Here is a 22,747-nt window from a genome sequence, read left to right as displayed (position 1 = left end):
GCGACCGATATCGCGCAGCGCCGCCGCACGGAATTGCAGGAGCGGGTCCGGGAAGCGAATTGGTTCAGTTCGCGCTGTCGGCCTCGTTGAGGTCGGGGAAATCGGAGAGGTCGGGGAGGTCGGGGAAAAGGCTTCGCAGCCAGGTGGTCGCGCCCTGCGGGTCCGTTGTCTCCGGTACGCCTTGGGGGGTCGGAGGGCGGCGGACGAGGACGACGGGGATGCCGGCCTCGCGGGCGGCGGTCAGCTTGGGGGCCGTCGCCGCGGCGCCGCTGTCCTTGGTCACCAGGACGTCGATGCGGTGGGTGCGCAGCAGTTCGCGCTCGTCTTCCAGGGTGAAGGGGCCCCGGTCGAGCAGCACCGTCATACGGGGCGGGTGCGGGGCCTCGGGCGGGTCGACGGAGCGGACCAGGAACCACGGGTCGGTGAGGTGGGCGAAGGAGGACAGGCCCATGCGGCCGGTGGTGAGGAAGACGCGGGTGCCGAGGGCGGGGAGGGCGGCGGCCGCCTCGGCCAGGGAGGTGACCTGGTGCCAGGTGTCGCCGGGTCCGGGTACCCAGCCGGGGCGGCGGAGGGCCAGCAGGGGAACATGGGCGGTGACCGCGGCCAGGGCCGCGTGGTGACTGATCGTGCCGGCGAAAGGATGGGTGGCGTCGATGAGCGCGTCCACCGCGTGTTCGCGCAGCCAGCGGGCGAGGCCTTCGGGGCCGCCGAACCCGCCGATGCGGACCTCTCCGTCGGGCAGGCGGGGCGCGGCGACCCGGCCCGCGAGCGAGGTCGTCACGCGCAGGGCCGGCTGCGGTGCCAGAGTGGCGGCCAGCCGGCGGGCCTCCGTCGTACCGCCGAGGATCAGTACGTGGCGTGGCGGGCGGGCTGCGTCGGGCATGGGATGTGGGTTCCTCCGTGGCTGAAGAGCAAACGAAGGGTACGGGAGGCGGGCCGCGGGGTGCGGGCCCGGGCCAGGGCACGGCCGCGGGCGGGCGCAGCGCGCAGCTCGCCCACACCGGGCTGCGGCACGGCTGGACGACCGGGGCGTGTGCGACGGCGGCGAGCACGGCCGCGTACACGGCGCTGCTGAGCGGCGAGTTCCCCGACCCGGTGACGATCACCTTGCCCAAGGGGCAGACGCCGTCCTTCGCGCTGGCGGTGGAGGAGCTGGACGCCGGTGGCGGCAGCGCTCTGGCGGGTGTGGTGAAGGATGCGGGCGACGATCCGGATGTGACGCACGGTGCGCTGATCAGGGTCAGGGTGCGGGCCCTGCCGGCCGGGTCGGGGGTGCGCTTCAAGGCCGGCCCAGGGGTCGGGACGGTGACCCGGCCGGGGCTGCCCCTGGACGTCGGGGAGCCGGCGATCAACCCCGTGCCACGGCAGATGATGCGGGAGCACCTGGCGGAGGTGGCACGACGGCACGGCGGTGCGGGGGCGACGGCCGACGTCGAGGTGGAGGTGTCGGTCGACCACGGTGAGGAGATCGCACGCAGCACCTGGAATCCGCGGCTGGGCATCCTGGGCGGGCTGTCGATCCTGGGGACCACCGGGATCGTGGTGCCGTACTCCTGCTCGGCGTGGATCGACTCCATCCGGCGCGGGGTGGACGTGGCGCGTGCGGCGGGGCGGACGCATGTGGCCGGGTGCACGGGGTCGACGTCGGAGAAGGTCGCCGTCGCGCTGCACCGCCTCCCCGAGGACGCGCTGCTGGACATGGGGGACTTCGCGGGCGCGGTGCTGAAGTACCTGAGGCGTCATCCGGTGGACCGGCTCACCATCTGCGGCGGGTTCGCCAAGCTGTCCAAACTGGCGGCGGGGCACCTGGATCTGCACTCGGCGCGGTCGCAGGTGGACAAGGGGTTCCTCGCGGAGCTGGCCCGGCGGGGCGGGGCGGACACGGCGCTGGCGGCGGCGGTGGCCGAGGCCAACACGGGGCTGGCGGCACTGCAGTTGTGCGCGGCGGCCGGGGTTCCGCTGGGGGATCTGGTGGCGGCGGTGGCGCGGGACGAGGCGCTGGCCGTGCTGCGGGGCGCGCCGGTCGCGGTCGATGTGATCTGCATCGACCGGGCGGGGATGGTGGTGGGGCAGGCGGAGCCGCGGGGGCCGGGGTACGGCGGCGGGCGAGGGTGATCCGTGGGCCGGTGAGGGCTTCCCCTCTCCCCTCACCGGCCGTTCCGGTCTCGGATCCGTCTGCCCGGCCGTTCCGGTCTCGGATGGTCTCGGAGGTCTCGGATCCGTCCACCGGCCGTCCCCGGGGCGCCGGTTTGCTATCTGCGGTACTCGGCGGTCCTGGCCGGTCCCTCGTTCGAGAAGGGCGGGTAGTTCACGCCGAGCCGCTCGTGCACGCAGGAGTTGTCCAATCCGGTCAGCGAACCCAGCGCCGTCCCGAGGGCGCAGGCGGTCAGCCGTAGCGGGCTGTCGTGCAGCTCGGGGTGCTCCTCGCGGCCGTCGTGGCGCTTGCCGTGGTGCTTGCGCTCCGGGTCGTCGCGCACCACGCGCGCCTGGTCGCCCGCCGGCGCGGCGGCGGCCTTCGGGCGGGCGTGGCTGGTGGTGTCGTCGGCGCCGGCGGAGGTGGTGGTGCCGAAGAGGGTCAGCAGGGCTGCGGCGGCCACCGATCCGGCGGCCAGTCTGGTGCGCATCGTGGCGTACTCCTTCGATTCGGGTAACGCGGGTTCCCGTAGGTGTGCACCGTGTCCCTACCGGCATCCGGAGGGCGGATAACGGATATTCACCCCGATGCGGTCATATGATCAGTCAGACGCCGCAGGGCCCGTGCGGCCGCTCCCGATCCGCCGAGTAAAGGTGGCTGTCGCGGAACTGCTCGGCGCCCAGGGTGCGGCCGACCATGATGACGGCCGTACGGACCACGCCCGCGGCCTTCACCTGCTCGGCGATGTCGGACAGCGTGCCCCGCAGGACGAGTTCGTCGGGCCGGGAGGCCATGGCGACGACGGCGGCCGGGCAGTCGGCGCCGTAGTGCGGCAGGAGCTCGGCGACGACCCGGTCGACGTACATCGCGGCCAGGTGCAGCACCAACAGCGCGCCGCTGCGGCCCAGGGTGGCCAGGTCCTCGCCCTCGGGCATGGGCGTGGCGCGCTGGGCGACGCGGGTGAGGATGACGGTCTGGCCGACGGTGGGCACGGTCAGTTCGCGCTTGAGGGCGGCGGCCGCGGCGGCGAACGCGGGGACGCCCGGCACCACGTCGTAGGGCACTTGGGCCGCGTCCAGCCGGCGCATCTGCTCGGCGACCGCGCTGAAGACGGACGGGTCGCCGGAGTGCAGCCGGGCCACGTCGTGGCCCTCCTCATGGGCGCGGACCATCTCGGCGGTGATGGTGTCGAGGTCCAGCTGCGCGGTGTCGACGAGCCGGGCGCCGGGCGGGCACTCGGCGAGCAGCTCCCGCGGCACCAGGCTGCCGGCGTAGAGGCAGACCTGGCAGGAGGCGAGCGTACGGGCGCCGCGCACGGTGATCAGGTCGGCGGCGCCGGGACCCGCGCCGATGAAGTGGACGGTCATGGTGGGTGGACTCCTGGGAGGACGGGCACAGAGCGGACGGGAGCGGAACGGGGACGGGTGGGGCGGGGCCGGTCGGCCGGCCGGGTCGGGGTGGTGGGCCGCGACGCTCGGCCGCCGGCCTTACGTCAGCCGCGCCGGAGGCATCACGGCTGCCGCGCCGCCGCGGGTTTGACGGCCGCCCACTGTGTGACCGGCATCGCCTGCCGCCAGCCCGTGAAGCCGCCGACGGGCACCGCGTGGGAGACCGCGAGGCGGATCAGGTCGCCGCCGTGCCGCCGGTACCACTCGGTGAGCAGCGCCTCGGACTCCAGCGTCACGGTGTTCGCGACGATCCGGCCGCCCGGGGGCAGCGCCTCCCAACAGGCGGCCAGCAGGCCGGGGGCGGTCAGGCCGCCGCCGACGAACACCGCGTCCGGCGCCGGCAGGCCCGCCAGCGCGGCGGGCGCGGCACCGTGCACGACGCGCAGCGCCGGTACGCCGAGCGCGCCCGCGTTGCGGCCGATCCGCTCGGCCCGTACCGGGTCGCGCTCGACGCTGACGGCACGGCAGCCGCGGTGCGCCCGCAGCCATTCGATGGCGATGGAGCCGGAGCCGCCGCCGATGTCCCACAGCAGTTCGCCGGGGGCGGGGGCCAGCGCGGCGAGCGTGGCGGCGCGGACATGGCGCTTGGTCAGCTGGCCGTCGTGTTCGTAGGCGGTGTCGGGCAGGCCGGGAACGGTGGCCAGGGCCGGGGTGCCGGGTTCGCGGACGCAGTCGAGGGCGATGACGTTGAGCGGGTCGGTGGGCGACGCGTCCCAGTCGGCGGCCACCCCCTGCACCATCCGCTCGCGCTCGCCGCCGAGTTGCTCCAGTACGCGCATCCGGGTCGGGCCGAATCCGCGGGCCCGCAGCAGGGCGGCGACCTCGGCGGGGGTGCCGGCACCGGCGGACAGCACCAGCAGGCGGTGGCCGTCGTAGAGCGCGCGGGCCAGGTTGTCGGTGGGCCGTCCGACGAGCGTGACGACCTCGGTGTCCTCGACCGGCCAGCCGAGGCGTGCGCAGGCGTGGGAGACGGCGGAGGGGTGCGGCAGGATGCGGAGCCGGGGCCGCGTGGCGGGCGGGCGGTGGCCGCCGGGCGCGACCGCGCCGCCCGTCTCCTGCGTCTCCTGCTCCGCCAGTACCTCGGTCAGCGTCCGCCCGATCCCGTAGAACATCGGGTCGCCGCTGGCCAGTACGGACACCCGGCGCCCGGCATGCGCGGCGAGCAGCCCCGGGACGGCGGGCCGCAGCGGCGAGGGCCACGGGACGCGCTCGCCCGGGACGTCCGCGGGCAGCAGCGCCAGCTGGCGGGCACCGCCGATCAGCACCTCGGCCGTGCGCAGGGCCTCCTGGGAGGCGGCGGGCAGTCCGTCCCAGCCGTCGGCTCCGATGCCGACGACGCAGAGGGGTTCAGGAGCGGCCGGGGCGGGTGGTGCGGGGCTCACTGCCGATTACCTCTTACCTCGGATGGGGGTCGGTGGCGGGAGCCGAACTCTACTGACCGGTCGGGTGGGGCCGGCGACCGGGGACGGTCCCGCGGCCATCGCGACCGGACAGTCGGCCTCCGTTTGCGCGCTGCGGCACCGGTCCCTCCGCACCGCTCTGACCAGGCACGATCGGCCGTTCGACGGTAATGACAACGGTCACCGGTGCAGCCTTTGGATCTTTCGCCGAAGTGCGGTTTGCTTCGCAATCAGGAGCCAGGAAGGAGCGCGCCCATGACCGAGCACGCCCACAGCCACGGGCAGGGCCACAGCCACAGCCACGGGGTCTCGCCGGACGCCGACCGGCGCTGGCTGCGCGCCGCACTCGTCCTGCTCACCGCGTACATGGCGGTCGAGGTCGTCATCGGCGTGGTGGCGCAGTCGCTGGCGCTGATCTCCGACGCCGCCCACATGCTCACCGACGCGGTCTCGATCGTGCTGGCGCTGATCGCGATGCGGCTGTCCGCGCGGCCGGCCCGCGGCGGCTACACCTACGGGCTCAAGCGCGCCGAGATCCTCTCCGCGCAGGCCAACGGCATCACCTTGCTGCTGCTGTCGGTCTGGCTGGCCTACGAGGCGGTCCAGCGGCTGATCTCGCCGCCCGACGTGACCGGCGGGCTGGTGCTGGTCACCGCGCTGTCCGGGATCGTGGTGAACCTGATCTGCACCTGGCTGCTGTCCAGGGCCAACCGCTCCAGCCTGAACGTCGAGGGCGCCTACCAGCACATCCTCACCGACCTGTTCGGGTTCGTGGCCACCGCCGTCTCCGGCCTGGTCGTGCTGCTGACGGGCTTCGCCCAGGCCGACGCGATCGCCACGCTGGTGGTCGTCGCGCTGATGCTGCGGGCCGGTACGGGGCTGGTGCGGGAGTCCGGGCGGATCTTCATGGAGGCCGCGCCGGCCGGGATCGACCCGGACGCGCTGGGCGACCACCTGGTCGCCGAGGACGAGGTCGTCGAGATCCACGATCTGCACATCTGGCTGATCACCTCCGGGCACCCCGCGCTCTCGGCGCACATCCTGGTGGCCCCGGGCGGCGACTGCCACAAGGTCCGCCGGAACCTTCAGGAACTGCTGAGCGGGGAGTACGGCATCACCCACGCCACGCTCCAGGTCGACCACGTCGGCGAGCAGGGCGACGCCGACGAGGTGCTGACGCTGGGGCCGCGCCCCGGTGCCGGGGCCGCCCCGGAGCCCGCCGCCGACCACTGCGAGAACGCGCACGGCCCGGTGCACCGGCCGGGACCGCACCGGCACTGAGCGCCGGGCCGCCGGGCGGCACCAGCCCGCCGTCCCCTCGGCCGGGCGCCGCCCCTCGGGTGAACCCGACCCGGGCCAGGGGCCGCGTGCCGCCGGTGGCGGGCGCCGCGGTGCTCGGATGACGGCATGAGAACCGCCGTTGTCTGCGCGCTGTTGTGCGCCGCCACCGCCCCCGGCCTGACCGCCGCCGTACCCGCCCCGCAGGCACCGCCCCCCGTCTCGGTGTCGGTCGCGGTGACCGACGGCTCCGACGACACCGAGACCGGCAGACGGCTCGAATACCGCGTCACCGTGCACAACCTGGGCGCCGACCAGGTCCACGGGGCCCGGGTCGAGCAGCGGATGCCGGCCACCACGACCTCCGCCACCGCACCCGCCGGCACCGTCCGGGGCCACGGGACGGGCCGCCAGACGGTCACCTGGCGCGCCGATCTGCCCGCGCACGACGTCCAGGTCTTCACCGCCACCGCCGTACTCGGCGACCGCCCGGACCGCGCCGCCACCGCCGCCCCCGGCACCCTGCGCGCCGCCGCCACGGCCTGCGTCTACGTGGGCGGCTCCTACGCCCCGGTGGCCTGCTCGGGCGACCTCGACGACCTGCCGCAGACGGGCGCGGCGGGCGACGGCAACGACGGCTGGGGATGGTGGGCGGTGGCCGCCGCGGCCGCGGCGCTGCTGGTGCCGGGGATGGTGCGGACGGTGCGCCGGCGGCGGACGGCGACGGCCCCGCGCTGAGCCGGGTACCCGCGCCGGGTCACCCATTGGCACCGGCCCCGCTCGCGAGCGACAGCCCTACGGACTTGCCTGGAAGGTGGCCGTACGGCAGGGCTCACGGGAGGACGACGCGATGTCAGCGAGGCGCCCGGCGTCGGCGCGGGGCCTGGCCGGCGGGGTGCTGCTGCTGATCGGTGCGCTCCTGCTGCCGCTCGGGCTGGCCGCCACCTGGGCACGTGCCGAACTGACCGAGACCGACAGCTATGTCGAGACGGTGGCGCCGCTGGCCGGCGACGCCGCCGTACAGCAGGCCGTCGTCGACGACGTGACGGACGGGGTGATGGCGCGCATCCAGCTCGACGGTCTGCTGAAGGGGCTGCTCAGAGCCGTACCGCGCGCGGAACGTCCGGCCGTGCGCCGCCACTTCACCCACGGCATCCGGGAATCGGTCGCCAAACAGGTACGCCAGGTCGTCACCGGCAGCGGATTCCCCGCCATGTGGAACGGGGTGCACCGGACCGCCCACCGGTCCCTGGACGGCACCCTGAACGCCCCCGGCAATTCGGCGGTCACCCTCGACCTCACACCTGTCCTGGCACGGGTCAACCGCCAGCTGTCCCAGAACGGCTCCGGCATGGGGGTGGACTTCGTCCGCCGGGTGCCGCGCTCCGGCGTGGAGGTGGTGCTGCTGGAGGCCGCGTACGTACCCCGGGTCCGGGCCGTCTACGACGTCGTCCGGCACGGGGCGCTGCTGCTGCCGCCGGCCGCGGCGCTGTGCCTGGTGGGCGGGCTGCTGCTGGCACGGCGCCGGCGGCGGGCGCTGATCTGCGCCGGGGCGAGCTGCGCGGCGGCCGCCGCCCTGCTGGCCGTGGCGCTCGCGCTGGTCCGCGGCCGCACCCTGGACGCGCTGCCCGCCATGGTCTCCCGGCCCGCCGCGGACGCGTACGCCGATGCGCTGACCGGTCCGCTGCGGACCGGCGTCTGGCTGGTCGTCGGCGCGGGAACGCTGACCGCGGTGCTGGCCGCGGCGGTGCCGCCGGCGGTCCGGGCCTGGCGCGCCCGCCGCGGCGCCGCCCCCGGCTGAGGGCCGGTCAGATCGCCAGGACCGTCTTGCCCTGCGCCCGGCCGGTGCGGCTGGCCGCCAGCGCCTCCGGGGCCTCTTCCAGGGAGACCTCGCGGCCCACGAGGACGGTCAGGCGGCCCGCGTCGACATGGCCGGCCAGGATCTCCAGGAGCTGCGGGGAGGGCCGGTTGACGAAGTTGAAGCCGCGCAGGTTGTGCTCGGTCAGCTCGTCGGCGTCCGCCGAGCCGATCAGCGAGACGGCCGTGCCCCCGTCGCGCACGGTCCGGGTCAGCTCGCCGAACTCCGCGGGACCGCTGATCATGTCGATCAGTACGTCCACCCCGTCCGGATGCGCGGCCAGGACCTGGTCGGCGAGCGGGCCGGCGGTGTGGTCGACGGTCTCCGCCGCGCCCAGGTTGCGCATCAGCTCCGCCATGGCCGGGCGGGCGGTGGCGATCACCTCGGCGCCGCGGCCGGCCGCGAGCTGGGTGGCGAAGGTGCCGACACCGCCGGTCGCGCCCACGATCAGCACGCGCTTGCCGTCGCCGATCCGGGTCTCCTCGACGAGGTTGTACGCGGTCATGCCGGCCGTCGGCAGCGCCGCGGAGGTCGCGTAGGTGACGCTGCGGGCGGCGTGCGCGATGCGGTCCTCGTCGGCGATGGCCAGTTCGCAGTACGAACCCCCGCCCTGCTCCGGGCGCTGGAACTGGCCGAACACCGCGTCGCCGACGGTGAACCGCCGTACGCCGGTGCCGATCGCGAGCACCTCGCCCGCCCCGTCCGTCCCCAGGACCAGGGGGAAGGAGGCCGGGACGGCATCCCCGAACATCCCGTCGGCGAGCTTCCAGTCGATGGGGTTGAGTCCGGCGGCGGACAGCCGCACCAGGACCTCACCGGGCCCTGGATCGGGCTGCGGCAACTCCATGAGCTGCGGCTGTTCACCGAATGCGCTGACTGCTACGGCTCTCATCGTGGCGTTCCCTTCCACCCTTCCGACCGGTGGCCGAAGTGGATCGTAAGCACGCCGGTGCGGCCGGATGCGGCAGGAGCAGAGGCGGTGCGGCGGAAGCAACTCGTACGGCCCCCCGGGGCGGGCGGAAAGTCGCTCCCTCCCCGGGGCGCCGCGGCGGGCGGCCGGACCGCCTGCAGCGCGAGCGTCGGTGACAGCCGTGCCGCCCGTACCGCCGGGTAGGGGCCGCACCCAGGGCATCCCGCCCGACGCCGCGAAGACGTAGGTGGCGGCGGAGTCTCGGTACGCCGTACCGAGGAGCTCAGATCGCCGGTGGCGCCGACCCGCTCGACGCCCGCGATCCGCCCCACCCTCCCGGGCGCGCGCTCGGGCAGCTTCACCTCCTCGCCGAACATGTCCTGGCCGGGCGTGACGACCAGCGCGTTCGTCCCCAACGCGTCCGGTTTCGCCAGATGAACGCGTACTGCGCTGCCGCATGGTGTTCCTCCTGGAATCCTCGGCACACAGGAGGTGCCCGACGCGGCAGAGGCCGGCAGCGGCCCGCCTTTCGTTTCCCCAACCGCTCGGCGGCGCCCGGCTCCAGCGTGGTGAATTCCCTGGTCCGGGGCGTCGCGGCGGAAGCGGTTCACGTCGAGGAAGGGCGGCCCTCGGGTACACATGACCGCATGCGTGTTCTGGTGGTGGAGGACGAGGAGTTCCTCGCGGACGTGATCGCCGCGGGCCTGCGTCGCGACGCGCTCGCGGTGGACATCGCTCATGACGGCCGCGAGGCGCTGGCCAAGCTGCGGCTCGGCGCGTACGACGTGCTCGTCCTGGACCGTGATCTGCCCGGGCTGCACGGCGACGAGGTGTGCCGGCACGTCGTGGAGCAGGGGCTGCTGACGCGGGTGCTGATGCTCACCGCGTCCGGCACGGTCCACGACCGGGTGGCCGGTCTCGGGCTGGGCGCCGACGACTATCTGACCAAGCCGTTCGCGTACGAGGAGTTGCTCGCCCGGGTCCTGGCGCTGGGCCGGCGGGCCCGGCCCGCCCTGCCGCCGGTCATCGAACGGGCCGGTGTCACCGTCGACACCGCGCGCCGGCTGGCGGTGCGCGACGGCCGCCCGCTGGCCCTGTCGCGCAAGGAGTTCGGGGTGCTGGAGGTCCTGCTGCGCGCCCAGGGCGCGGTGGTCAGCGGCGACGACCTGATCGAGGAGGTGTGGGAGGAGCACACCAGCTACCGCACCAACGCCGTCCGCGTCACGCTCGGCAAACTGCGCGCCAAGCTCGGCGAGCCGCCGGTGATCGAGACCGTGCCCGGCGCCGGATACCGGATGGGAGACGGGCCGGGCGAGCGACGGTGAAACGCGCCTGGCTGCCCGGCAGCGAACGGGGCCGGCTCACCGCGCTCCGCGGCGGGCTGCTGGTGCCGGCCGGCGCCATGCTCATCGGCCTGGTCTACGTCCTCGTACGGCAGGGCCTCTACTCCGGCCTGAGCACCGCCGTCACCACCGCCGCACCACGCGGTCGGGGCCGTACGCCGCCGGGTCCGCGCCCGCCCTCTCCGCCCAGCAGCGGTTCGCCGCCAACGCCGCCCATGAGCTGCGCACCCCGCTCGCCGAGTCCGTCGCCGCCGAGTACGCACCCCAATCCCGACGGCGGTCTGACGGTCCGCGTCACCTTTCCGCCGCGGGCGGCTGACGGCCCGTGGAGCACTCCACACCCGATTGCCCGCATGACGGGACCCGTCGCGGGTGGCGGGATTCAATGACTCAATGATCCGGTTCGAGTCCGTCACCAAGCGCTACCCCGACGGGACCACCGCTGTCGACGACCTCTCCTTCGAGGTCGGCGAGGGGGAGCTGGTGACCCTCGTCGGACCGTCCGGCTGCGGCAAGACGACGACCATGATGATGGTCAACCGGCTCATCGACCCCACTCAGGGGCGGATCTACGTCGACGGTGCGGACATCGCCGGCGTCGACCCGGTCCGGCTGCGCCGCCGCATCGGCTATGTCATCCAGCAGACCGGCCTCTTCCCGCACCGCACGGTCCTCGACAACACGGCCACCGTGCCCGTTCTGACCGGCTGGAAGAAGGCGGCGGCCCGCGAGCGGGCGGCCGAACTGCTGGACCTGGTCGGACTGGACCCGGCCGTCTACGGCGCGCGCTATCCCGAGCAGCTCTCCGGTGGTCAGCGCCAGCGCGTCGGCGTGGCCCGCGCGCTGGCTGCCGACCCGCCCGTGCTGCTGATGGACGAGCCCTTCGGAGCGGTCGACCCGGTCGTGCGCGACCGGCTCCAGAAGGAGTTCCTGCGGCTGCAGTCCACCCTCCACAAGACGGTGCTGCTCGTCACCCATGACATCGAGGAGGCCATCCGGCTCGGCGACCGGATCGCGGTCTACGGGGCCGGGCGCATCGAGCAGTACGACACCCCCGCGAGCGTCCTCGGCGCCCCGGCGACGCCGTACGTCGCCGAATTCGTGGGCACCGACCGGGCGTTGAAGCAGCTGTCCGTGACCGGCATCGACCGCGGCGACCTCGAACGCCCGCCGTTCGCCCGGCTCGGTGAGCCGGCGGCACAGGCGGCGGGACGGCTACGGGCCGAGGGTGCGCGCTGGGCGGTGGTACTGGACGAGGACGGCGAACTGCACGGCTGGGTGGGCACGGAGGAGCTGGCCGGTGCCGTCGGCACGGTCGCCGGACACGCCCGCCGCATGGAGGCCTGGGTGCCGGTCACCGGCACCCTCAAGGCCGCCTTCAGCGAGATGCTCAAGCACGATGCCGGCTGGATCGCGGTCCTGGACGGCCCGCGCTTCCTGGGCGTCCTCACCCCGACCAAGCTCCATGAGGCGCTGCGCCGCACCATCGACTCCGACGAGCGGGGGGTGCCGCGGGAGCGGGCGCGGGTGGACTCGGTACCCACGGATTGAGGGGGAGGGGAGGGAAGGCTGTGCGCGCAGGCGCCCGGCGCGTGTTTCACGTGAAACGTCCACTGTGCTTGCCTGCGTGCTGTTTCACGTGAAACAGCGGGCCCGCTCGCCGGTGGGCGATGCGCGTGCGACGCCGGACCGCTCGACGGACGCGGCTCAGCTCCTCGGCAGCAGCCCCTTCGCCACGAGGTAGTTGCGTGCCACGTCCGCCGGGAGCCGCCGCCAGCTGTCCACCTGTTCGTTGAGGTGCGCCAGATCGGCGGTGGTCAGGACCGTGTTGAGGCGATTGAGCGCGGCGGCGGCGCGCGGGCCGCCCGCGCGGGCGCGGTTGACGACGGGGAGTACGTAGTCGGCGTTCTGCAGCTTCTTGTCGTCGGCGAGCAGCACCAGCCCGAACTGGTCGAGGGTGGCGTCCGTGCTGGTGGTCAGCACCAGCTGGTCCTGTCCGTTCTGCACGGCCTGCTTGGCGGGCGTGGTGCCGACCCCCTTCGGGTCGATGGCGGTGATGTCGATCCCGTACTTCTTCCGCAACCCCGGTGCGCAGAAGGGTCGTTGGACGCACTCGTCGCCCGCCGCGAGCCGCACCGGCAGCTTGGCGCGGCCCAGATCACTGAGCGTCTTGAGGTGGTGCTTGCGGGCGTATGCGGCGCTCACCGCGAAGGCGTTCTGGTCGACGGCCCGACCGGGCGGGAGCACGGTCAGGCCGCGGCGGGCGGCGAGCCGGCGCAGCACGGCCATGGTGGTGCCGAGGTCGGGCGAGGCGACGGGGGGCGCCTTGGAGCCCTTGTCCTTGGCGTTGAGCCAGTCCGCGAAGGTCGCGGCGTACTCGGGGACGACATCGATCTGCCCGGCCTCCAGCGCGGGCTCGTACAGCTCGCGGTTGCCGACGGTCAGGACATGGGTCCGGTAGCCGGCGTGGTCGAGCAGCGCCGCATACATCCGGGCGAGCAGTTCGCTCTCGGTGAAGCCGGCCGAGCCGATGGCCAGTTCGCTGCTGTCTCCGGGCGGGGCGGTGATCGCGGAGCGGGTCTCCAGGGAGGGGCCGGAGGCGCATCCGGTGAGCCCGACGACCGCCAGGGCCGCGACGGCCGTGCGGACCGCGCCGGCGCCCCTCATCCGGCCCGCCCCCGCGCCCGCCCCGGCGCGAACCGCTCCACGAGCTCGAAGGCGGCCTCCATCAGCAGCGCGAACACCGCGACCAGCACCGCACCGGCGACCACCTGCGGGGTGCTGGCCAGGTTGAACCCCGCGGTGATGATCCGGCCCAGGCCCCCGCCGCCGACCAGCGCGGCGAGCGTGGCGGTGGCCACGAGCTGGACCGCGGCGATCCGGATGCCGGTCAGCACCAGCGGAAAGGCCAGCGGCACCTCCACCCGCCACACCAGCTGCGTCCCGGTCATCCCCATGCCCCGCGCGGCCCGCACCACGCTCCGGTCCACCTCGCGCATCCCGACGTACGCATTGGTCAGCAGCGGCGGGACGGCGAACAGCACCAGCGCGATGATCGTCGGCCACTGCCCGTGCCGCCCGAGGGGGGTGAGCAGCAGCAGGACCAGTACGGCGAAGGTCGGCACCGCGCGCCCGACGTTGGCGAGGTTGACCGCCAGCGCGCCGCCGCGTCCGAGGTGGCCGAGGGTCAGCGCGATCGGCAGCGCGATCAGGGCGCTGATGACCAGGCAGGCGAAGGTGAGGACGAGATGCTGTTCGAGGCGGTGCCAGACGCCGTTCTCACCGGACCAGTTGGCGCCGGTGGTCAGCCATGTCCATACCTCGGAGAGGGTGTTCATGCCCGCCGCCCGGGAGCCACGGCCGGCCGCCTAAGGCCCGCGCCGGCCCGGATCCGCACCCGCGCCCGCCGGCCGGCCCGCCGCCAGGGGGTGAGCAGCCGTTCCGCGCCGAGCAGCAGCAGATCGAAGACGACCGCGATGATCACGCACAGCACGGACGCGGTGAGCACCTGTGCCTTGAAGAACCCGTTCATCCCGGCGTAGATGAGGTTGCCCAGCCCGCCGTAGCCGACGATCGCACCGACCGTGGTGAGGGCGACGGCCGAGACGGTGGCGATCCGCAGCCCGGCCATCGCGGCGGGTACGGCCAGTGGGAACTCCACGGTCAGCAGTTGGCGCAGCGGTCCGTAGCCCATGCCGCGGGCGGCTTCCGTGGCCTCGGCGGGGACGCCGTTCAGCCCGGCCAGGATGTTCCGCACGAGCAGGGTGAGCGAGTAGAGGGCGAGGCCGACCACGACGAGGGTGGCGGAGAGCCCGTAGACCGGCAGCAGCAGCGAGAACATCGCCAGCGACGGAATCGTGTAGAGGACCGTGGTGATGCCGAGCACCGGCCCGGCCGTCCACCGCCGGCGGCGGGCCAGCACGGCCAGCGGGACCGCGATCACCAGCCCCAGCGCCACCGAGACCACCGTCAGCTGGATGTGCTGGACGACCGCGTCGAGCAGGATCTGCCGGCGGGTGCTCAGGTAGTCGCCGCAGATCCAGTCGTTACGGGCCAGGCAGTCGTCCGGCGGCGGTGCGGTCACGGTACGAGTCCACCCCGGCGGGGGCGGGGTGTCGCGGCGGACGCGTCCGATCGGGCTCCCCCTCCGCCCGCCCCGCACAGACCTGCGCACCCGATGTAGACACCCCACGTATACACGCAGTGTGTACTACCTATGTATAGTTCCCGGGAGTCCATGGGACCGGTGCGACCGGCGGTCGGCGCGGCAGGGCACGCCCCTGTGCGCGCCGGCCTCGCCATGCCCGAAAGCGCAGGTCACGGACTCCTTGCCGACCACCCCGCGCCCGAAGAGAGACCCGCATGCCGAAGCAGAAGTCCACGGCCCGCAGCCTGTCCACCGCCGGGCTGCTGGCCGCCACGTCCCTGGTCCTGGCCCTCAGCGGCTGCGCCACATACGACGTCACCGCGCCGGCCGACGCCCGCGCCGAGGCCTCGGCGGCGGAGGGGAAGGCGGCGGACGACAAGGCGAACGACGCAAAGGCGGGCGGCACAAAGGCCACGGAGGCCGGCGGCGTCGACTGCGCCAAGGCCAAGTGCGTCGCGCTCACCTTCGACGCGGGCCCCAGCGAGAACACCGACCGCCTGCTGGACATCCTCAAGAAGGAGAAGGTGCACGCGACCTTCTTCATGCTCGGCAAGAACCATGTCGCCAAGCGCCCGGCCGAGGTGAAGCGGATCGACGCCGAGGGCCATGAGCTGGCCAACCACACCTGGTCGCACCAGATCCTGACCGAGATAGCGCCCGACGAGGCGAAGCGGGAGCTCTCCCGACTCCAGGACGCGGTCCGCAAGATCACCGGCAAGACGCCCCGGCTGATGCGGCCGCCGCAGGGCAGGACCGACGGGGAGGTCTCCAAGATCAGCAAGGACCTCGGGCTGGCGCAGGTCCTGTGGAGCGTGACCGCCAAGGACTACCAGACCAACGACTCGGCCCTGATCACCAAGCGGGTGCTCGAACAGACCGAGCGCGACGGCGTCATCCTGCTGCACGACATCTACAAGGGCACCGTGCCGGCCGTCCCGGGCATCCTCAAGGAGCTGAAGAAGCGCGGCTACACGGTCGTCACGGTCTCCCAGCTGCTCTCCCCGGCGAAGCCGGAGCCGGGAATGGTCTACCGGCCGGAGTGACGACGGGGCCCACCGGCCCCGGACCGCCGGGGCCACAAGCGGATACGCGCGAGCCCGGCCCACGCACAGGGGACGTGGGCCGGGCTCGTGAACATCCGGCGGTCGCGCGCGGCCTCGCTGACCGCGTTCGACTTCAGGGAGGGCGGTCAGCCCTGCGGGCGCTCCGCCTCCACGCGGCGGCGGCCGCTCTCCTCGGACGTCGTCGGCGCCTGGCCCGGCGCGCCGCCCTGCCCCGGCTTGGCCCCCTGCTTGCGCGGCGGGACGATGGCCTCGGTGTCCTGCGGGAACGTCAGCTGCTGGCTCTGCCACTCCAGGGCCGGTACGACCTCCCGCCGCCAGGTGGCGAACTGGTGGCTGCCCTGCGGCAGGATGATCGAGTCGACCGTCATCGGCGACTTGGCCGCATGCAGGAACTTCATGGTGGGGCCGTAGTTCGCCTCACCCTTGCGGCTGCTGGCCACCAGCGCGGAGACCTGCGGCGCGGGCAGGTTCTTCAGGCGCCACAGCAGATCGTGCTCGCGCTCCCGCTGGGCGCCCGCCGGGCCGGCGCCGAAGAGGCTGCCGGTGGTCAGGTCGTCCTTGATGGCGTAGTCCCCGGAGAGCGAGACCGCCGAGGTGTACACCTTCGGGTTGCGCATCGCCAGCTGCAGCGAGCAGGTACCACCGGACGAGTAGCCGAACGCGCCCCAGGCGCTGGGGTCACGGCCCACCCGGTAGGCCGACTTCATGGCGTCCGGCAGGTCCTTGGTGAAGAAGGTCTCGGCCTGCGGACCGCCCGGCACGTCCACGCACTCGGTGTCCCGCGGCGGCGCGATCGTCGGCCGCACCATCACGATCACCGTCGGCTGCATCTTGCCCTGGGCGATCAGCCGGCCCGCGTTCTGCGGCACCTGGAGGTGCTGCGCGAGGTTCATGATCCCGCCGGGGTAGCCGCTGATGACGACCATCACGGGGAACCGCTGCCGGCGGAACTGCTCCTGGAAGTACTGCGGCGGCAGGTAGATGAAGCCCGGGTTGATGGCCCGGGTGCGGCGCCCGACGATCCGTACGGACTCGACCTTGCCCACCTTGTCGGCCGGCCCCTTGGGCAGACCGGTCACCCGATCGAGACCCTGCGGGCCCGCCGGTTGGACCAGCCCGCCCTTGAGGTTGCCGACCGCGGCGTACTGGCCGCCGCCCTGGCTCACGGACACCGGTGCCTCTTCGTTGTTGCCCAGCAGCTCGTCCCAGTTGCCGTAGAACTCGAAGTTCGCATTCACGGCGAGGGCGAGCGCGCACACGATCGACACCTGGGTGACCACGATGGCGCCCAGCCTGCCCAGTACGGCACGGATCCCGCGCTTGGCCAGCCGGGGCCAGAGCCACACCGTGGCGGCCACACAGGCCACCGCCAGCACGACCACCGTGTATTCGAGCGACTGACTGGTCAGCCCCATGCGCCCACATCTCCCGTCACCCTCGGAAGGGTTCTTGCCTTCTTATTGGCCGCCTAGGCACAACGGGCGGCTCAGGACAATGGTCACCGGAGGAGACGGGCACACCTGCGCATCGGATACCTGAACGACTCAGTTCTTACCCAGCTCTTGCCACTTCGTTTCCGGGGCGTGATGTGAGGGCGTCGCGCGAAGGTGCACTCTCCCCACTCCGGCCAACTCCCCTACCTCCCACCACTTCTACCAACTCCCCTAACTTCACTAACTTCCGCAAATCCCCCAACTCGGCCAACATGCCCCCCATTCGCCACCTCCGTATCCCCGTCCCCCGCAGCCCCATCCGACCGCCGCGAGACGGCACACATGAACAGGCAGTGAATCCGGAGCCGCGGCAGACCTCGGCGAGCGGCCGCCCGGCACGCCGTACGGGACCCTCCACGGAACACCGTTCAGCCCCGTACGCAGGGCGGATGCACCACAGCCAGGACACCGGCGGCCTGGCTGAAACCCCCTCCCCCGCGATACCCCCCGGATAGCCCACCACGCGAGGCGCGGGGTCCCACGATGAGGCCGGTCCCGGCCGCTACGCTTACGTATCCGTCCTGGTCAGGGACATGTCCGTGCTTCACGGACATACGCCGCACCCACCACACGCAAGAGAGGTTCGCCGATGGGCATTCGGAGTCTGCTGCGCAACGCTTTCGGTCGCTCCAAGGCGACCCGTGAAGAATCCGGCGCGGCCCCGAGCGGCACGGCCGACAAGCCGGAGTCCGCGACCATCCCCGAGGCCCGCGAGGAAGCCACCCCGGCCCCCGCCCCGGAGGCCGAAGTCCCCGCCGCCCGCACCGCGCCCCCGGAGACCCCGGACGCGGCCCCGAGCCCGGCGCCGACGACCGCGACCCTGCCGGCCCAGAGCAGCCCGGTGGACCGCGCGGAGAAGCCCGTACGGACCGAGACGCCGTCCGTACGCGAGGAGTCCGCCGGCGACGAGCCCACCGCGACCGGGCCGGCCAAGGCCGACGAGGAGCCCACGGCGGACGCGGCCGGCGACGAGCCCAAGACCGCTCCCGCGGACAAGGCCGACACCGTCTCCGAACTCGTGAGCCGGGCCTTCGACAACCCGAACCCGGCAGCGCCGGCGCCCACCGAGTCCGCCACGGAGTCCGCACCGGCCAAGGACGAGGCGGAGCCCGAGGCGAAGGAGGACGCTGAGGCCCCCGCCGCGGCCCCCGCCGCGGCCGAGGACGAGCCGACCGCCGAGGCCGCCCCGGCGGAGGAGCCGACCGCCGAGGCCGCCCCGGAGCCGGAGCCCCAGCCGGAGCCGCAGCCCGAGCCGCAGGCCGAGGCCGCGCCCGCCGAGGACGCGGACACCGAGACCAGCGAGGCCGTCGAGAGCCCCTCGGACGCCAAGGGCACCGAGAGCACCCTGGCCGCCACCGCGCCCGCCCTGGTCAGCCTCTACAAGGCCGCCGGCAGCACGCTGGAGAAGCACGGCCTCGGCACCCAGCGCGCCGCCGTCTACCTGGTCCTCGACCGCTCCGGCTCGATGCGCAACTACTACAAGGACGGCACGGTCCAGAACCTCGCCGAACAGGCCCTCGGCCTCGCCGCCCACTTCGACGACGACGCCACCGTCCCCGTCGTCTTCTTCTCCACCGACGTCGACGGCACCGCCGAGATCGACCTCACCAACTACGAGGGCCGCATCGAGGAGTTGCACGCCGGCCTCGGCCACATGGGCCGCACCAACTACCACTGGGCCGTCAACGCCGTCGTCGAGCACTACAAGAAGTCCGGCAGCACCGCCCCGGCCTTCGTCATCTTCCAGACCGACGGCGCCCCGACCTCCAAGCCGGCCGCCGAGCGGGCCCTGTGCGAGGCCGCCGAACTCCCCATCTTCTGGCAGTTCATCGGCTTCGGCGACCCGGAAGCCAAGGGCTTCGACTTCCTCCGCAAGCTCGACGACCTGGCCGTCCCGGAGAAGCGCGCCGTCGACAACGCCGGCTTCTTCCACGCCGGCCGCGACCCGCGCAGCCTCTCCCACGACGAGCTCTACCAGCAGCTGATGGTCGAGTTCCCCGAGTGGCTCACCGAGGCCCGCACCGCCGGCGTCCTCAAGGACAACTGACCCGCGGGCACCAGCACCAGCACCCCACCGGCCGCGGCCGGGCCCCACGGCCCGCCGCGGCCGCCGCCTTCCCCGGGCCCACGGCCGCGGCGGGCACAGCAGGCGAGCCGTGTCCCCGCTCCCTAGGCTGAATGCGTGAAGCACCTGCGCGGAGCGGGAGGTGCCGCGCCGCCTCCCGGATCCGGTACGCCTCGGTGGGCCGCGTCGGCGGAGCCCGACCCCCGGCGCTGGTGGGCGCTGGTGGTGATCTCCACGGCGCAGTTGATGGTGGTGCTGGACGCGACCATCGTGAACATCGCGCTGCCGTCCGCCCAGCGGGCCCTGGGGATGTCGGACGCCAACCGGCAGTGGGTGATCACCGCCTACACCCTCGCGTTCGGCGGGCTGCTGCTGCTCGGCGGGCGGATCGCCGATCTCGTGGGGCGCAAGCGCACGTTCATGATCGGGCTGGTGGGGTTCGCCGTCGCGTCGGGGCTGGGCGGGGCGGCCACCGGCTCCGGGCTGCTGTTCGGGGCGCGGGCGCTGCAGGGGGCGTTCGCCGCGCTGCTGGCGCCGTCCGCGTTGTCGCTGCTGACGACGACGTTCCCGCGGGGCAAGGAGCGCAGCAAGGCCTTCGGGATATACGGGGCCATCGCGGGTGGCGGCGCGGCCATCGGGCTGATCGCGGGTGGGCTGCTGACCGAGTACCTGGACTGGCGCTGGTGTCTTTATGTGAATGTGCCGGTCGCCCTGGTGGCCCTCACGGGAGCTGCGGTGTTTCTGCGGGACCGGCCGGAGCGGAAGCGGGTCTTCCTGGACGTACCGGGTGCCGTGCTGGGGTGCGGCGGCCTGGTGGCGATCGTCTACGGGTGCGGCGAGGCGCAGCCGCGGGGGTGGGGCGACGGACTGGTGGTGGGGATGCTGGCGGGGGGCGCGGCGCTGCTGGCCGTCTTCGCGTGGTGGCAGACGCGGGCGCGGCATCCCCTGCTGCCGCTGCACATCGTGCGGGACACCGATCGCGGCGGCGCCTTCCTGACCATGGCGCTGGTGGTGATCGCGATGTTCGGGATGTTCCTCTTCCTCACCTATTACTTCCAGACCGTGCTCGGATATTCGCCGGTCAGGGCCGGACTGGCCTTCCTGCCGATGGTGGCGGCGATCGTGGTCGGGTCGACGCAGATATCGGCGCGGCTGCTGCATCGCGTCCCGCCGCGGTTCCTGATGGTTCCGGGTGCGCTGCTCGCCGCCGCGGGGCTGTTCACGCTGACGTTCCTGACGGCCCGGCCCGCGTATGTCTCCCATGTCCTGCCGGCGGAACTCCTCGTCGGGCTGGGGATGGGGCTGACGTTCATGCCGGTGATGGCGACGGCCACGACCGGGGTCGCGCGGCAGGACTCCGGCGTCACGTCCGCGACGGTCAACACGGCACAGCAGGTCGGGGGTTCGATCGGTACCGCGCTGCTGAACACGATCGCCACGTCGGCGAGTGCGACGTATCTCGCGGACCGGCTGGCCGAGGCGGCCCGCCGGAGCGCGGGGCGGCAGCTCCCCCCGGCGGTCCGGGAGGGCCTGGTCAAGGAGGGGGTGGTGCACGGATTCACCGCGGCCATCGGGACCGGATCGGTGATCATGCTGGTCGCCGCCCTGGTCGCCGGGACGATGGTGAAGACGCCCGGCACCGCCTCCGCGCTCCCGGAAAAGCCCGCACCGGAGCCCCCGACCCGTCCAGTACGATATTGACGTTCCGTAAAGCAAATCCTCACTCACCGTAGCGACTTGGGAGCAGCCGGCAATGGCTCGACACCTCATCACCAGCGCCCTTCCGTATATCAACGGGATCAAGCACCTGGGCAACATGGTGGGGTCCATGCTCCCGGCGGACGTCTACTCCCGGTATCTGCGGCAGCGCGGGCACGACGTGCTCTACATCTGCGCGACCGACGAGCACGGGACGCCCGCCGAGCTCGCGGCCAAGGAGGCGGGCCAGTCCGTCGACGCCTTCTGCGCGGAGCAGCACGACAAGCAGAAGGCGATCTACGAGGGCTTCGGCCTGGAATTCGACCACTTCGGGCGCAGCTCGTCGCCGGAGAACGTCGAGCTGACCCAGCACTTCGCGCGCAAGCTGCACGAGAACGGCTTCATCGAGGAGCGGGCGATCCGCCAGGTCTTCTCGGTCACCGACGACCGCTTCCTGCCCGACCGCTACATCGTCGGCACCTGCCCGCACTGCGGCTACGACAAGGCGCGCGGCGACCAGTGCGAGAACTGCACCCGGGTGCTGGACCCGACCGACCTGATCGACGCCCGCTCGGCGATCAGCGGCAGCGGTGATCTCGAGGTGCGGGAGACCAAGCACCTCTTCCTGCTCCAGTCGAAGCTGCAGCACGAGGTCGAGGGCTGGCTGGAGGGCAACGGCAGCAAGGAGTGGCCGACGCTCGCCTCCTCCATCGCGCACAAGTGGCTGACGGAGGGCCTCCAGGACCGGGCGATCACCCGTGACCTGGACTGGGGCGTTCCGGTGCCGGCCGATGTGTGGCCGGAGCTGGCGGCCGAGGGCAAGGTCTTCTACGTCTGGTTCGACGCCCCGATCGAGTACATCGGCTCGACGAAGGAGTGGGCGGACGTCGCGCCCGAGGAGCGCGACTGGAAGTCGTGGTGGTACGAGGCCGACGACGTCCGCTACACGGAGTTCATGGCCAAGGACAACGTCCCCTTCCACTCCGTGATGTTCCCGGCGACGCAGCTGGGGACCCGCGAGCCCTGGAAGAAGGTCGACTTCCTCAAGGCCTTCAACTGGCTCAACTACTACGGCGGGAAGTTCTCCACCTCCCAGCGGCGCGGCATCTTCACGGACGCGGCGCTGGAGCTGCTGCCGGCCGACTACTGGCGCTACTTCCTGATCGCCAACGCCCCCGAGTCGGACGACACCTCCTTCACCTGGGAGCTCTTCGCGTCCTCCGTCAACAAGGACCTGGCGGACACGCTCGGCAACTTCGTCAACCGGGTGCTGTCGTTCTCCCGGAAGCGCTTCGGCGACGAGGTGCCCGCGGGCGCCGAGGCCGGGGCCGCGGAGCAGAAGCTGGGCGAGGAGATCGCCGGGCTGCTGGCGGAGTACGAGGGCCACATGGAGGCCCTGCAGTTCCGCAAGGCGGCCGCCTCGCTGCGCGCCCTGTGGAGCGCGGGCAACTCCTACCTGGAGGAGAAGGCCCCGTGGCTGGAGATCAAGACCGACAAGGACGCGGCGGCGCTGACGCTGCGCACGGCGATGAACCTGATCCATCTGTACGCGGTGGTCTCCGAGCCCTTCATTCCGGCGACGGCGAAGGCGATGCGGGGCGCGTTCGCGCTGGAGAACGACACCGCGGTGTGGGTCTCGCAGGACGAGGCGAAGGCGCTGGCCTCGGTGCCGGCCGGGGTCCCGTTCACGGTGCCGCCGGTGCTCTTCGCGAAGATCACCGAAGAGGACCTGGAGTCCTACCGCGAGCGCTTCGGCGGCGCGGAGCAGTAGGCACGGCGGTGCACTGAGCACGGCCTGCGACAGTCCGGCCGTGTGGTCGGCATGGACGAGTACGGCCTACGCGCGCCCGTCCGGTCCCTGGGGCCGGGCGGGCGCGCGCGTATGGGGGCCCGCCGGAGGCGCGGCGCC

General features: G+C 73.0%; 20 protein-coding genes. 11 read left to right on the top strand and 9 right to left on the bottom strand.

Features of this window, described 5'->3' with window-relative positions; all coding sequences use genetic code 11:
- Positions 1-64 precede the first annotated feature (64 nt).
- On the bottom strand, positions 65-883 hold the full coding sequence (locus AC0680_RS04330) for a cobalt-precorrin-6A reductase (protein ID WP_478624769.1): 819 nt from the start codon (positions 881-883) through the stop codon (positions 65-67).
- Between the two features lie 17 nt (positions 884-900).
- On the opposite strand from AC0680_RS04330, the gene AC0680_RS04325 reads away from it, so the two are divergent.
- Positions 901-2,115 carry a cobalt-precorrin-5B (C(1))-methyltransferase gene (locus AC0680_RS04325; protein WP_478624768.1) on the top strand — a complete coding sequence of 405 codons (1,215 nt, stop codon included), beginning with the start codon at positions 901-903 and terminating at the stop codon, positions 2,113-2,115.
- A gap of 137 nt (positions 2,116-2,252) precedes the next feature.
- Here AC0680_RS04325 and AC0680_RS04320 read toward each other — a convergent pair whose 3' ends face one another.
- The 3 genes from AC0680_RS04320 to cbiE all read right to left on the bottom strand — a co-directional run bounded on the left by AC0680_RS04320 (position 2,253) and on the right by cbiE (position 4,964).
- A complete protein-coding gene (locus AC0680_RS04320; protein ID WP_478624767.1) occupies positions 2,253-2,624 on the bottom strand; it encodes a hypothetical protein in 372 nt (123 codons plus the stop codon).
- Between the two features lie 115 nt (positions 2,625-2,739).
- Positions 2,740-3,501, bottom strand: coding sequence for a precorrin-4 C(11)-methyltransferase (gene cobM, locus AC0680_RS04315; protein ID WP_478624766.1), 762 nt, complete (start codon positions 3,499-3,501; stop codon positions 2,740-2,742).
- Positions 3,502-3,644: 143 nt separating this feature from the next.
- Positions 3,645-4,964, bottom strand: coding sequence for a precorrin-6y C5,15-methyltransferase (decarboxylating) subunit CbiE (gene cbiE / locus AC0680_RS04310; protein WP_478624765.1), 1,320 nt, complete (start codon positions 4,962-4,964; stop codon positions 3,645-3,647).
- Positions 4,965-5,237: 273 nt separating this feature from the next.
- Between cbiE and AC0680_RS04305 the strand changes: the two genes are divergently transcribed.
- From AC0680_RS04305 to AC0680_RS04295, 3 genes are all read left to right on the top strand, one after another.
- The gene (locus AC0680_RS04305; protein WP_478624764.1) at positions 5,238-6,263 is read left to right on the top strand and encodes a cation diffusion facilitator family transporter; all 1,026 of its coding nucleotides are present in this window, start codon (positions 5,238-5,240) and stop codon (positions 6,261-6,263) included.
- A 126-nt stretch (positions 6,264-6,389) separates the two neighbouring features.
- Positions 6,390-6,998: a hypothetical protein gene (locus tag AC0680_RS04300; protein ID WP_478624762.1), complete on the top strand. Its 609-nt coding sequence runs from the start codon at positions 6,390-6,392 to the stop codon at positions 6,996-6,998.
- Between the two features lie 112 nt (positions 6,999-7,110).
- Positions 7,111-8,061, top strand: a complete 951-nt coding sequence (locus AC0680_RS04295) for a hypothetical protein (protein ID WP_478624761.1) — start codon at positions 7,111-7,113, stop codon at positions 8,059-8,061.
- Positions 8,062-8,068: 7 nt separating this feature from the next.
- Here the strand turns inward: AC0680_RS04295 and AC0680_RS04290 are convergent, their stop codons facing one another.
- Positions 8,069-9,010 (bottom strand): NADP-dependent oxidoreductase, encoded by a 942-nt coding sequence (locus AC0680_RS04290; protein WP_478624759.1) that lies wholly within the window; start codon positions 9,008-9,010, stop codon positions 8,069-8,071.
- Between the two features lie 312 nt (positions 9,011-9,322).
- Between AC0680_RS04290 and AC0680_RS04285 the strand changes: the two genes are divergently transcribed.
- The 3 genes from AC0680_RS04285 (at position 9,323) to AC0680_RS04275 (ending at position 11,922) form a co-directional block, all read left to right on the top strand.
- The gene (locus AC0680_RS04285) at positions 9,323-9,466 is read left to right on the top strand and encodes a hypothetical protein (protein ID WP_478624757.1); all 144 of its coding nucleotides are present in this window, start codon (positions 9,323-9,325) and stop codon (positions 9,464-9,466) included.
- A gap of 209 nt (positions 9,467-9,675) precedes the next feature.
- Positions 9,676-10,353, top strand: a complete 678-nt coding sequence (locus AC0680_RS04280; RefSeq protein WP_478624756.1) for a response regulator transcription factor — start codon at positions 9,676-9,678, stop codon at positions 10,351-10,353.
- 411 nt (positions 10,354-10,764) lie between these two features.
- Positions 10,765-11,922, top strand: a complete 1,158-nt coding sequence (locus tag AC0680_RS04275) for an ABC transporter ATP-binding protein (protein ID WP_478624755.1) — start codon at positions 10,765-10,767, stop codon at positions 11,920-11,922.
- A gap of 156 nt (positions 11,923-12,078) precedes the next feature.
- Here the strand turns inward: AC0680_RS04275 and AC0680_RS04270 are convergent, their stop codons facing one another.
- From AC0680_RS04270 to AC0680_RS04260, 3 genes are read right to left on the bottom strand one after another with little or no spacing between them, the layout of a single operon-like run.
- Positions 12,079-13,038 carry an ABC transporter substrate-binding protein gene (locus AC0680_RS04270; RefSeq protein ID WP_478624754.1) on the bottom strand — a complete coding sequence of 320 codons (960 nt, stop codon included), beginning with the start codon at positions 13,036-13,038 and terminating at the stop codon, positions 12,079-12,081.
- Positions 13,035-13,709: an ABC transporter permease gene (locus tag AC0680_RS04265; RefSeq protein WP_478624753.1), complete on the bottom strand. Its 675-nt coding sequence runs from the start codon at positions 13,707-13,709 to the stop codon at positions 13,035-13,037. The genes AC0680_RS04270 and AC0680_RS04265 overlap by 4 nt, the downstream gene beginning before the upstream one ends.
- Positions 13,706-14,455: an ABC transporter permease gene (locus AC0680_RS04260; protein ID WP_478624751.1), complete on the bottom strand. Its 750-nt coding sequence runs from the start codon at positions 14,453-14,455 to the stop codon at positions 13,706-13,708. The genes AC0680_RS04265 and AC0680_RS04260 overlap by 4 nt, the downstream gene beginning before the upstream one ends.
- 278 nt (positions 14,456-14,733) lie before the next feature.
- Here AC0680_RS04260 and AC0680_RS04255 point away from each other — a divergent pair, with 278 nt between their 5' ends.
- Positions 14,734-15,561 (top strand): polysaccharide deacetylase family protein, encoded by an 828-nt coding sequence (locus AC0680_RS04255; RefSeq protein ID WP_478624749.1) that lies wholly within the window; start codon positions 14,734-14,736, stop codon positions 15,559-15,561.
- Between the two features lie 146 nt (positions 15,562-15,707).
- Here AC0680_RS04255 and AC0680_RS04250 read toward each other — a convergent pair whose 3' ends face one another.
- Positions 15,708-16,997 carry an alpha/beta hydrolase gene (locus AC0680_RS04250; protein WP_478624748.1) on the bottom strand — a complete coding sequence of 430 codons (1,290 nt, stop codon included), beginning with the start codon at positions 16,995-16,997 and terminating at the stop codon, positions 15,708-15,710.
- A 667-nt stretch (positions 16,998-17,664) separates the two neighbouring features.
- On the opposite strand from AC0680_RS04250, the gene AC0680_RS04245 reads away from it, so the two are divergent.
- From AC0680_RS04245 to metG, 3 genes are all read left to right on the top strand, one after another.
- The gene (locus tag AC0680_RS04245) at positions 17,665-19,122 is read left to right on the top strand and encodes a vWA domain-containing protein (protein WP_478624746.1); all 1,458 of its coding nucleotides are present in this window, start codon (positions 17,665-17,667) and stop codon (positions 19,120-19,122) included.
- Between the two features lie 240 nt (positions 19,123-19,362).
- Positions 19,363-20,841, top strand: coding sequence for an MFS transporter (locus tag AC0680_RS04240; protein ID WP_478625077.1), 1,479 nt, complete (start codon positions 19,363-19,365; stop codon positions 20,839-20,841).
- Between the two features lie 52 nt (positions 20,842-20,893).
- Positions 20,894-22,609 carry a methionine--tRNA ligase gene (gene metG / locus AC0680_RS04235; protein ID WP_478624744.1) on the top strand — a complete coding sequence of 572 codons (1,716 nt, stop codon included), beginning with the start codon at positions 20,894-20,896 and terminating at the stop codon, positions 22,607-22,609.
- The last annotated feature ends 138 nt before the right edge of the window (positions 22,610-22,747 follow it).

The organism is Streptomyces sp. NPDC043738, assembly GCF_056436545.1.
This window is presented reverse-complemented; position numbering and strand designations above follow the sequence as displayed.

Bases quoted from the DNA above. Each gene is read 5' to 3' on its own strand.
- AC0680_RS04330 (WP_478624769.1), bottom strand. From the start codon at position 883: ATGCCCGACGCAGCCCGCCCGCCACGCCACGTACTGATCCTCGGCGGT.
- AC0680_RS04320 (WP_478624767.1), bottom strand. From the start codon at position 2,624: ATGCGCACCAGACTGGCCGCCGGATCGGTGGCCGCCGCAGCCCTGCTG.
- cobM (WP_478624766.1), bottom strand. From the start codon at position 3,501: ATGACCGTCCACTTCATCGGCGCGGGTCCCGGCGCCGCCGACCTGATC.
- AC0680_RS04305 (WP_478624764.1), top strand. From the start codon at position 5,238: ATGACCGAGCACGCCCACAGCCACGGGCAGGGCCACAGCCACAGCCAC.
- AC0680_RS04300 (WP_478624762.1), top strand. From the start codon at position 6,390: ATGAGAACCGCCGTTGTCTGCGCGCTGTTGTGCGCCGCCACCGCCCCC.
- AC0680_RS04295 (WP_478624761.1), top strand. From the start codon at position 7,111: ATGTCAGCGAGGCGCCCGGCGTCGGCGCGGGGCCTGGCCGGCGGGGTG.
- AC0680_RS04290 (WP_478624759.1), bottom strand. From the start codon at position 9,010: ATGAGAGCCGTAGCAGTCAGCGCATTCGGTGAACAGCCGCAGCTCATG.
- AC0680_RS04280 (WP_478624756.1), top strand. From the start codon at position 9,676: ATGCGTGTTCTGGTGGTGGAGGACGAGGAGTTCCTCGCGGACGTGATC.
- AC0680_RS04275 (WP_478624755.1), top strand. From the start codon at position 10,765: ATGATCCGGTTCGAGTCCGTCACCAAGCGCTACCCCGACGGGACCACC.
- AC0680_RS04270 (WP_478624754.1), bottom strand. From the start codon at position 13,038: ATGAGGGGCGCCGGCGCGGTCCGCACGGCCGTCGCGGCCCTGGCGGTC.
- AC0680_RS04265 (WP_478624753.1), bottom strand. From the start codon at position 13,709: ATGAACACCCTCTCCGAGGTATGGACATGGCTGACCACCGGCGCCAAC.
- AC0680_RS04255 (WP_478624749.1), top strand. From the start codon at position 14,734: ATGCCGAAGCAGAAGTCCACGGCCCGCAGCCTGTCCACCGCCGGGCTG.
- AC0680_RS04250 (WP_478624748.1), bottom strand. From the start codon at position 16,997: ATGGGGCTGACCAGTCAGTCGCTCGAATACACGGTGGTCGTGCTGGCG.
- AC0680_RS04245 (WP_478624746.1), top strand. From the start codon at position 17,665: ATGGGCATTCGGAGTCTGCTGCGCAACGCTTTCGGTCGCTCCAAGGCG.
- metG (WP_478624744.1), top strand. From the start codon at position 20,894: ATGGCTCGACACCTCATCACCAGCGCCCTTCCGTATATCAACGGGATC.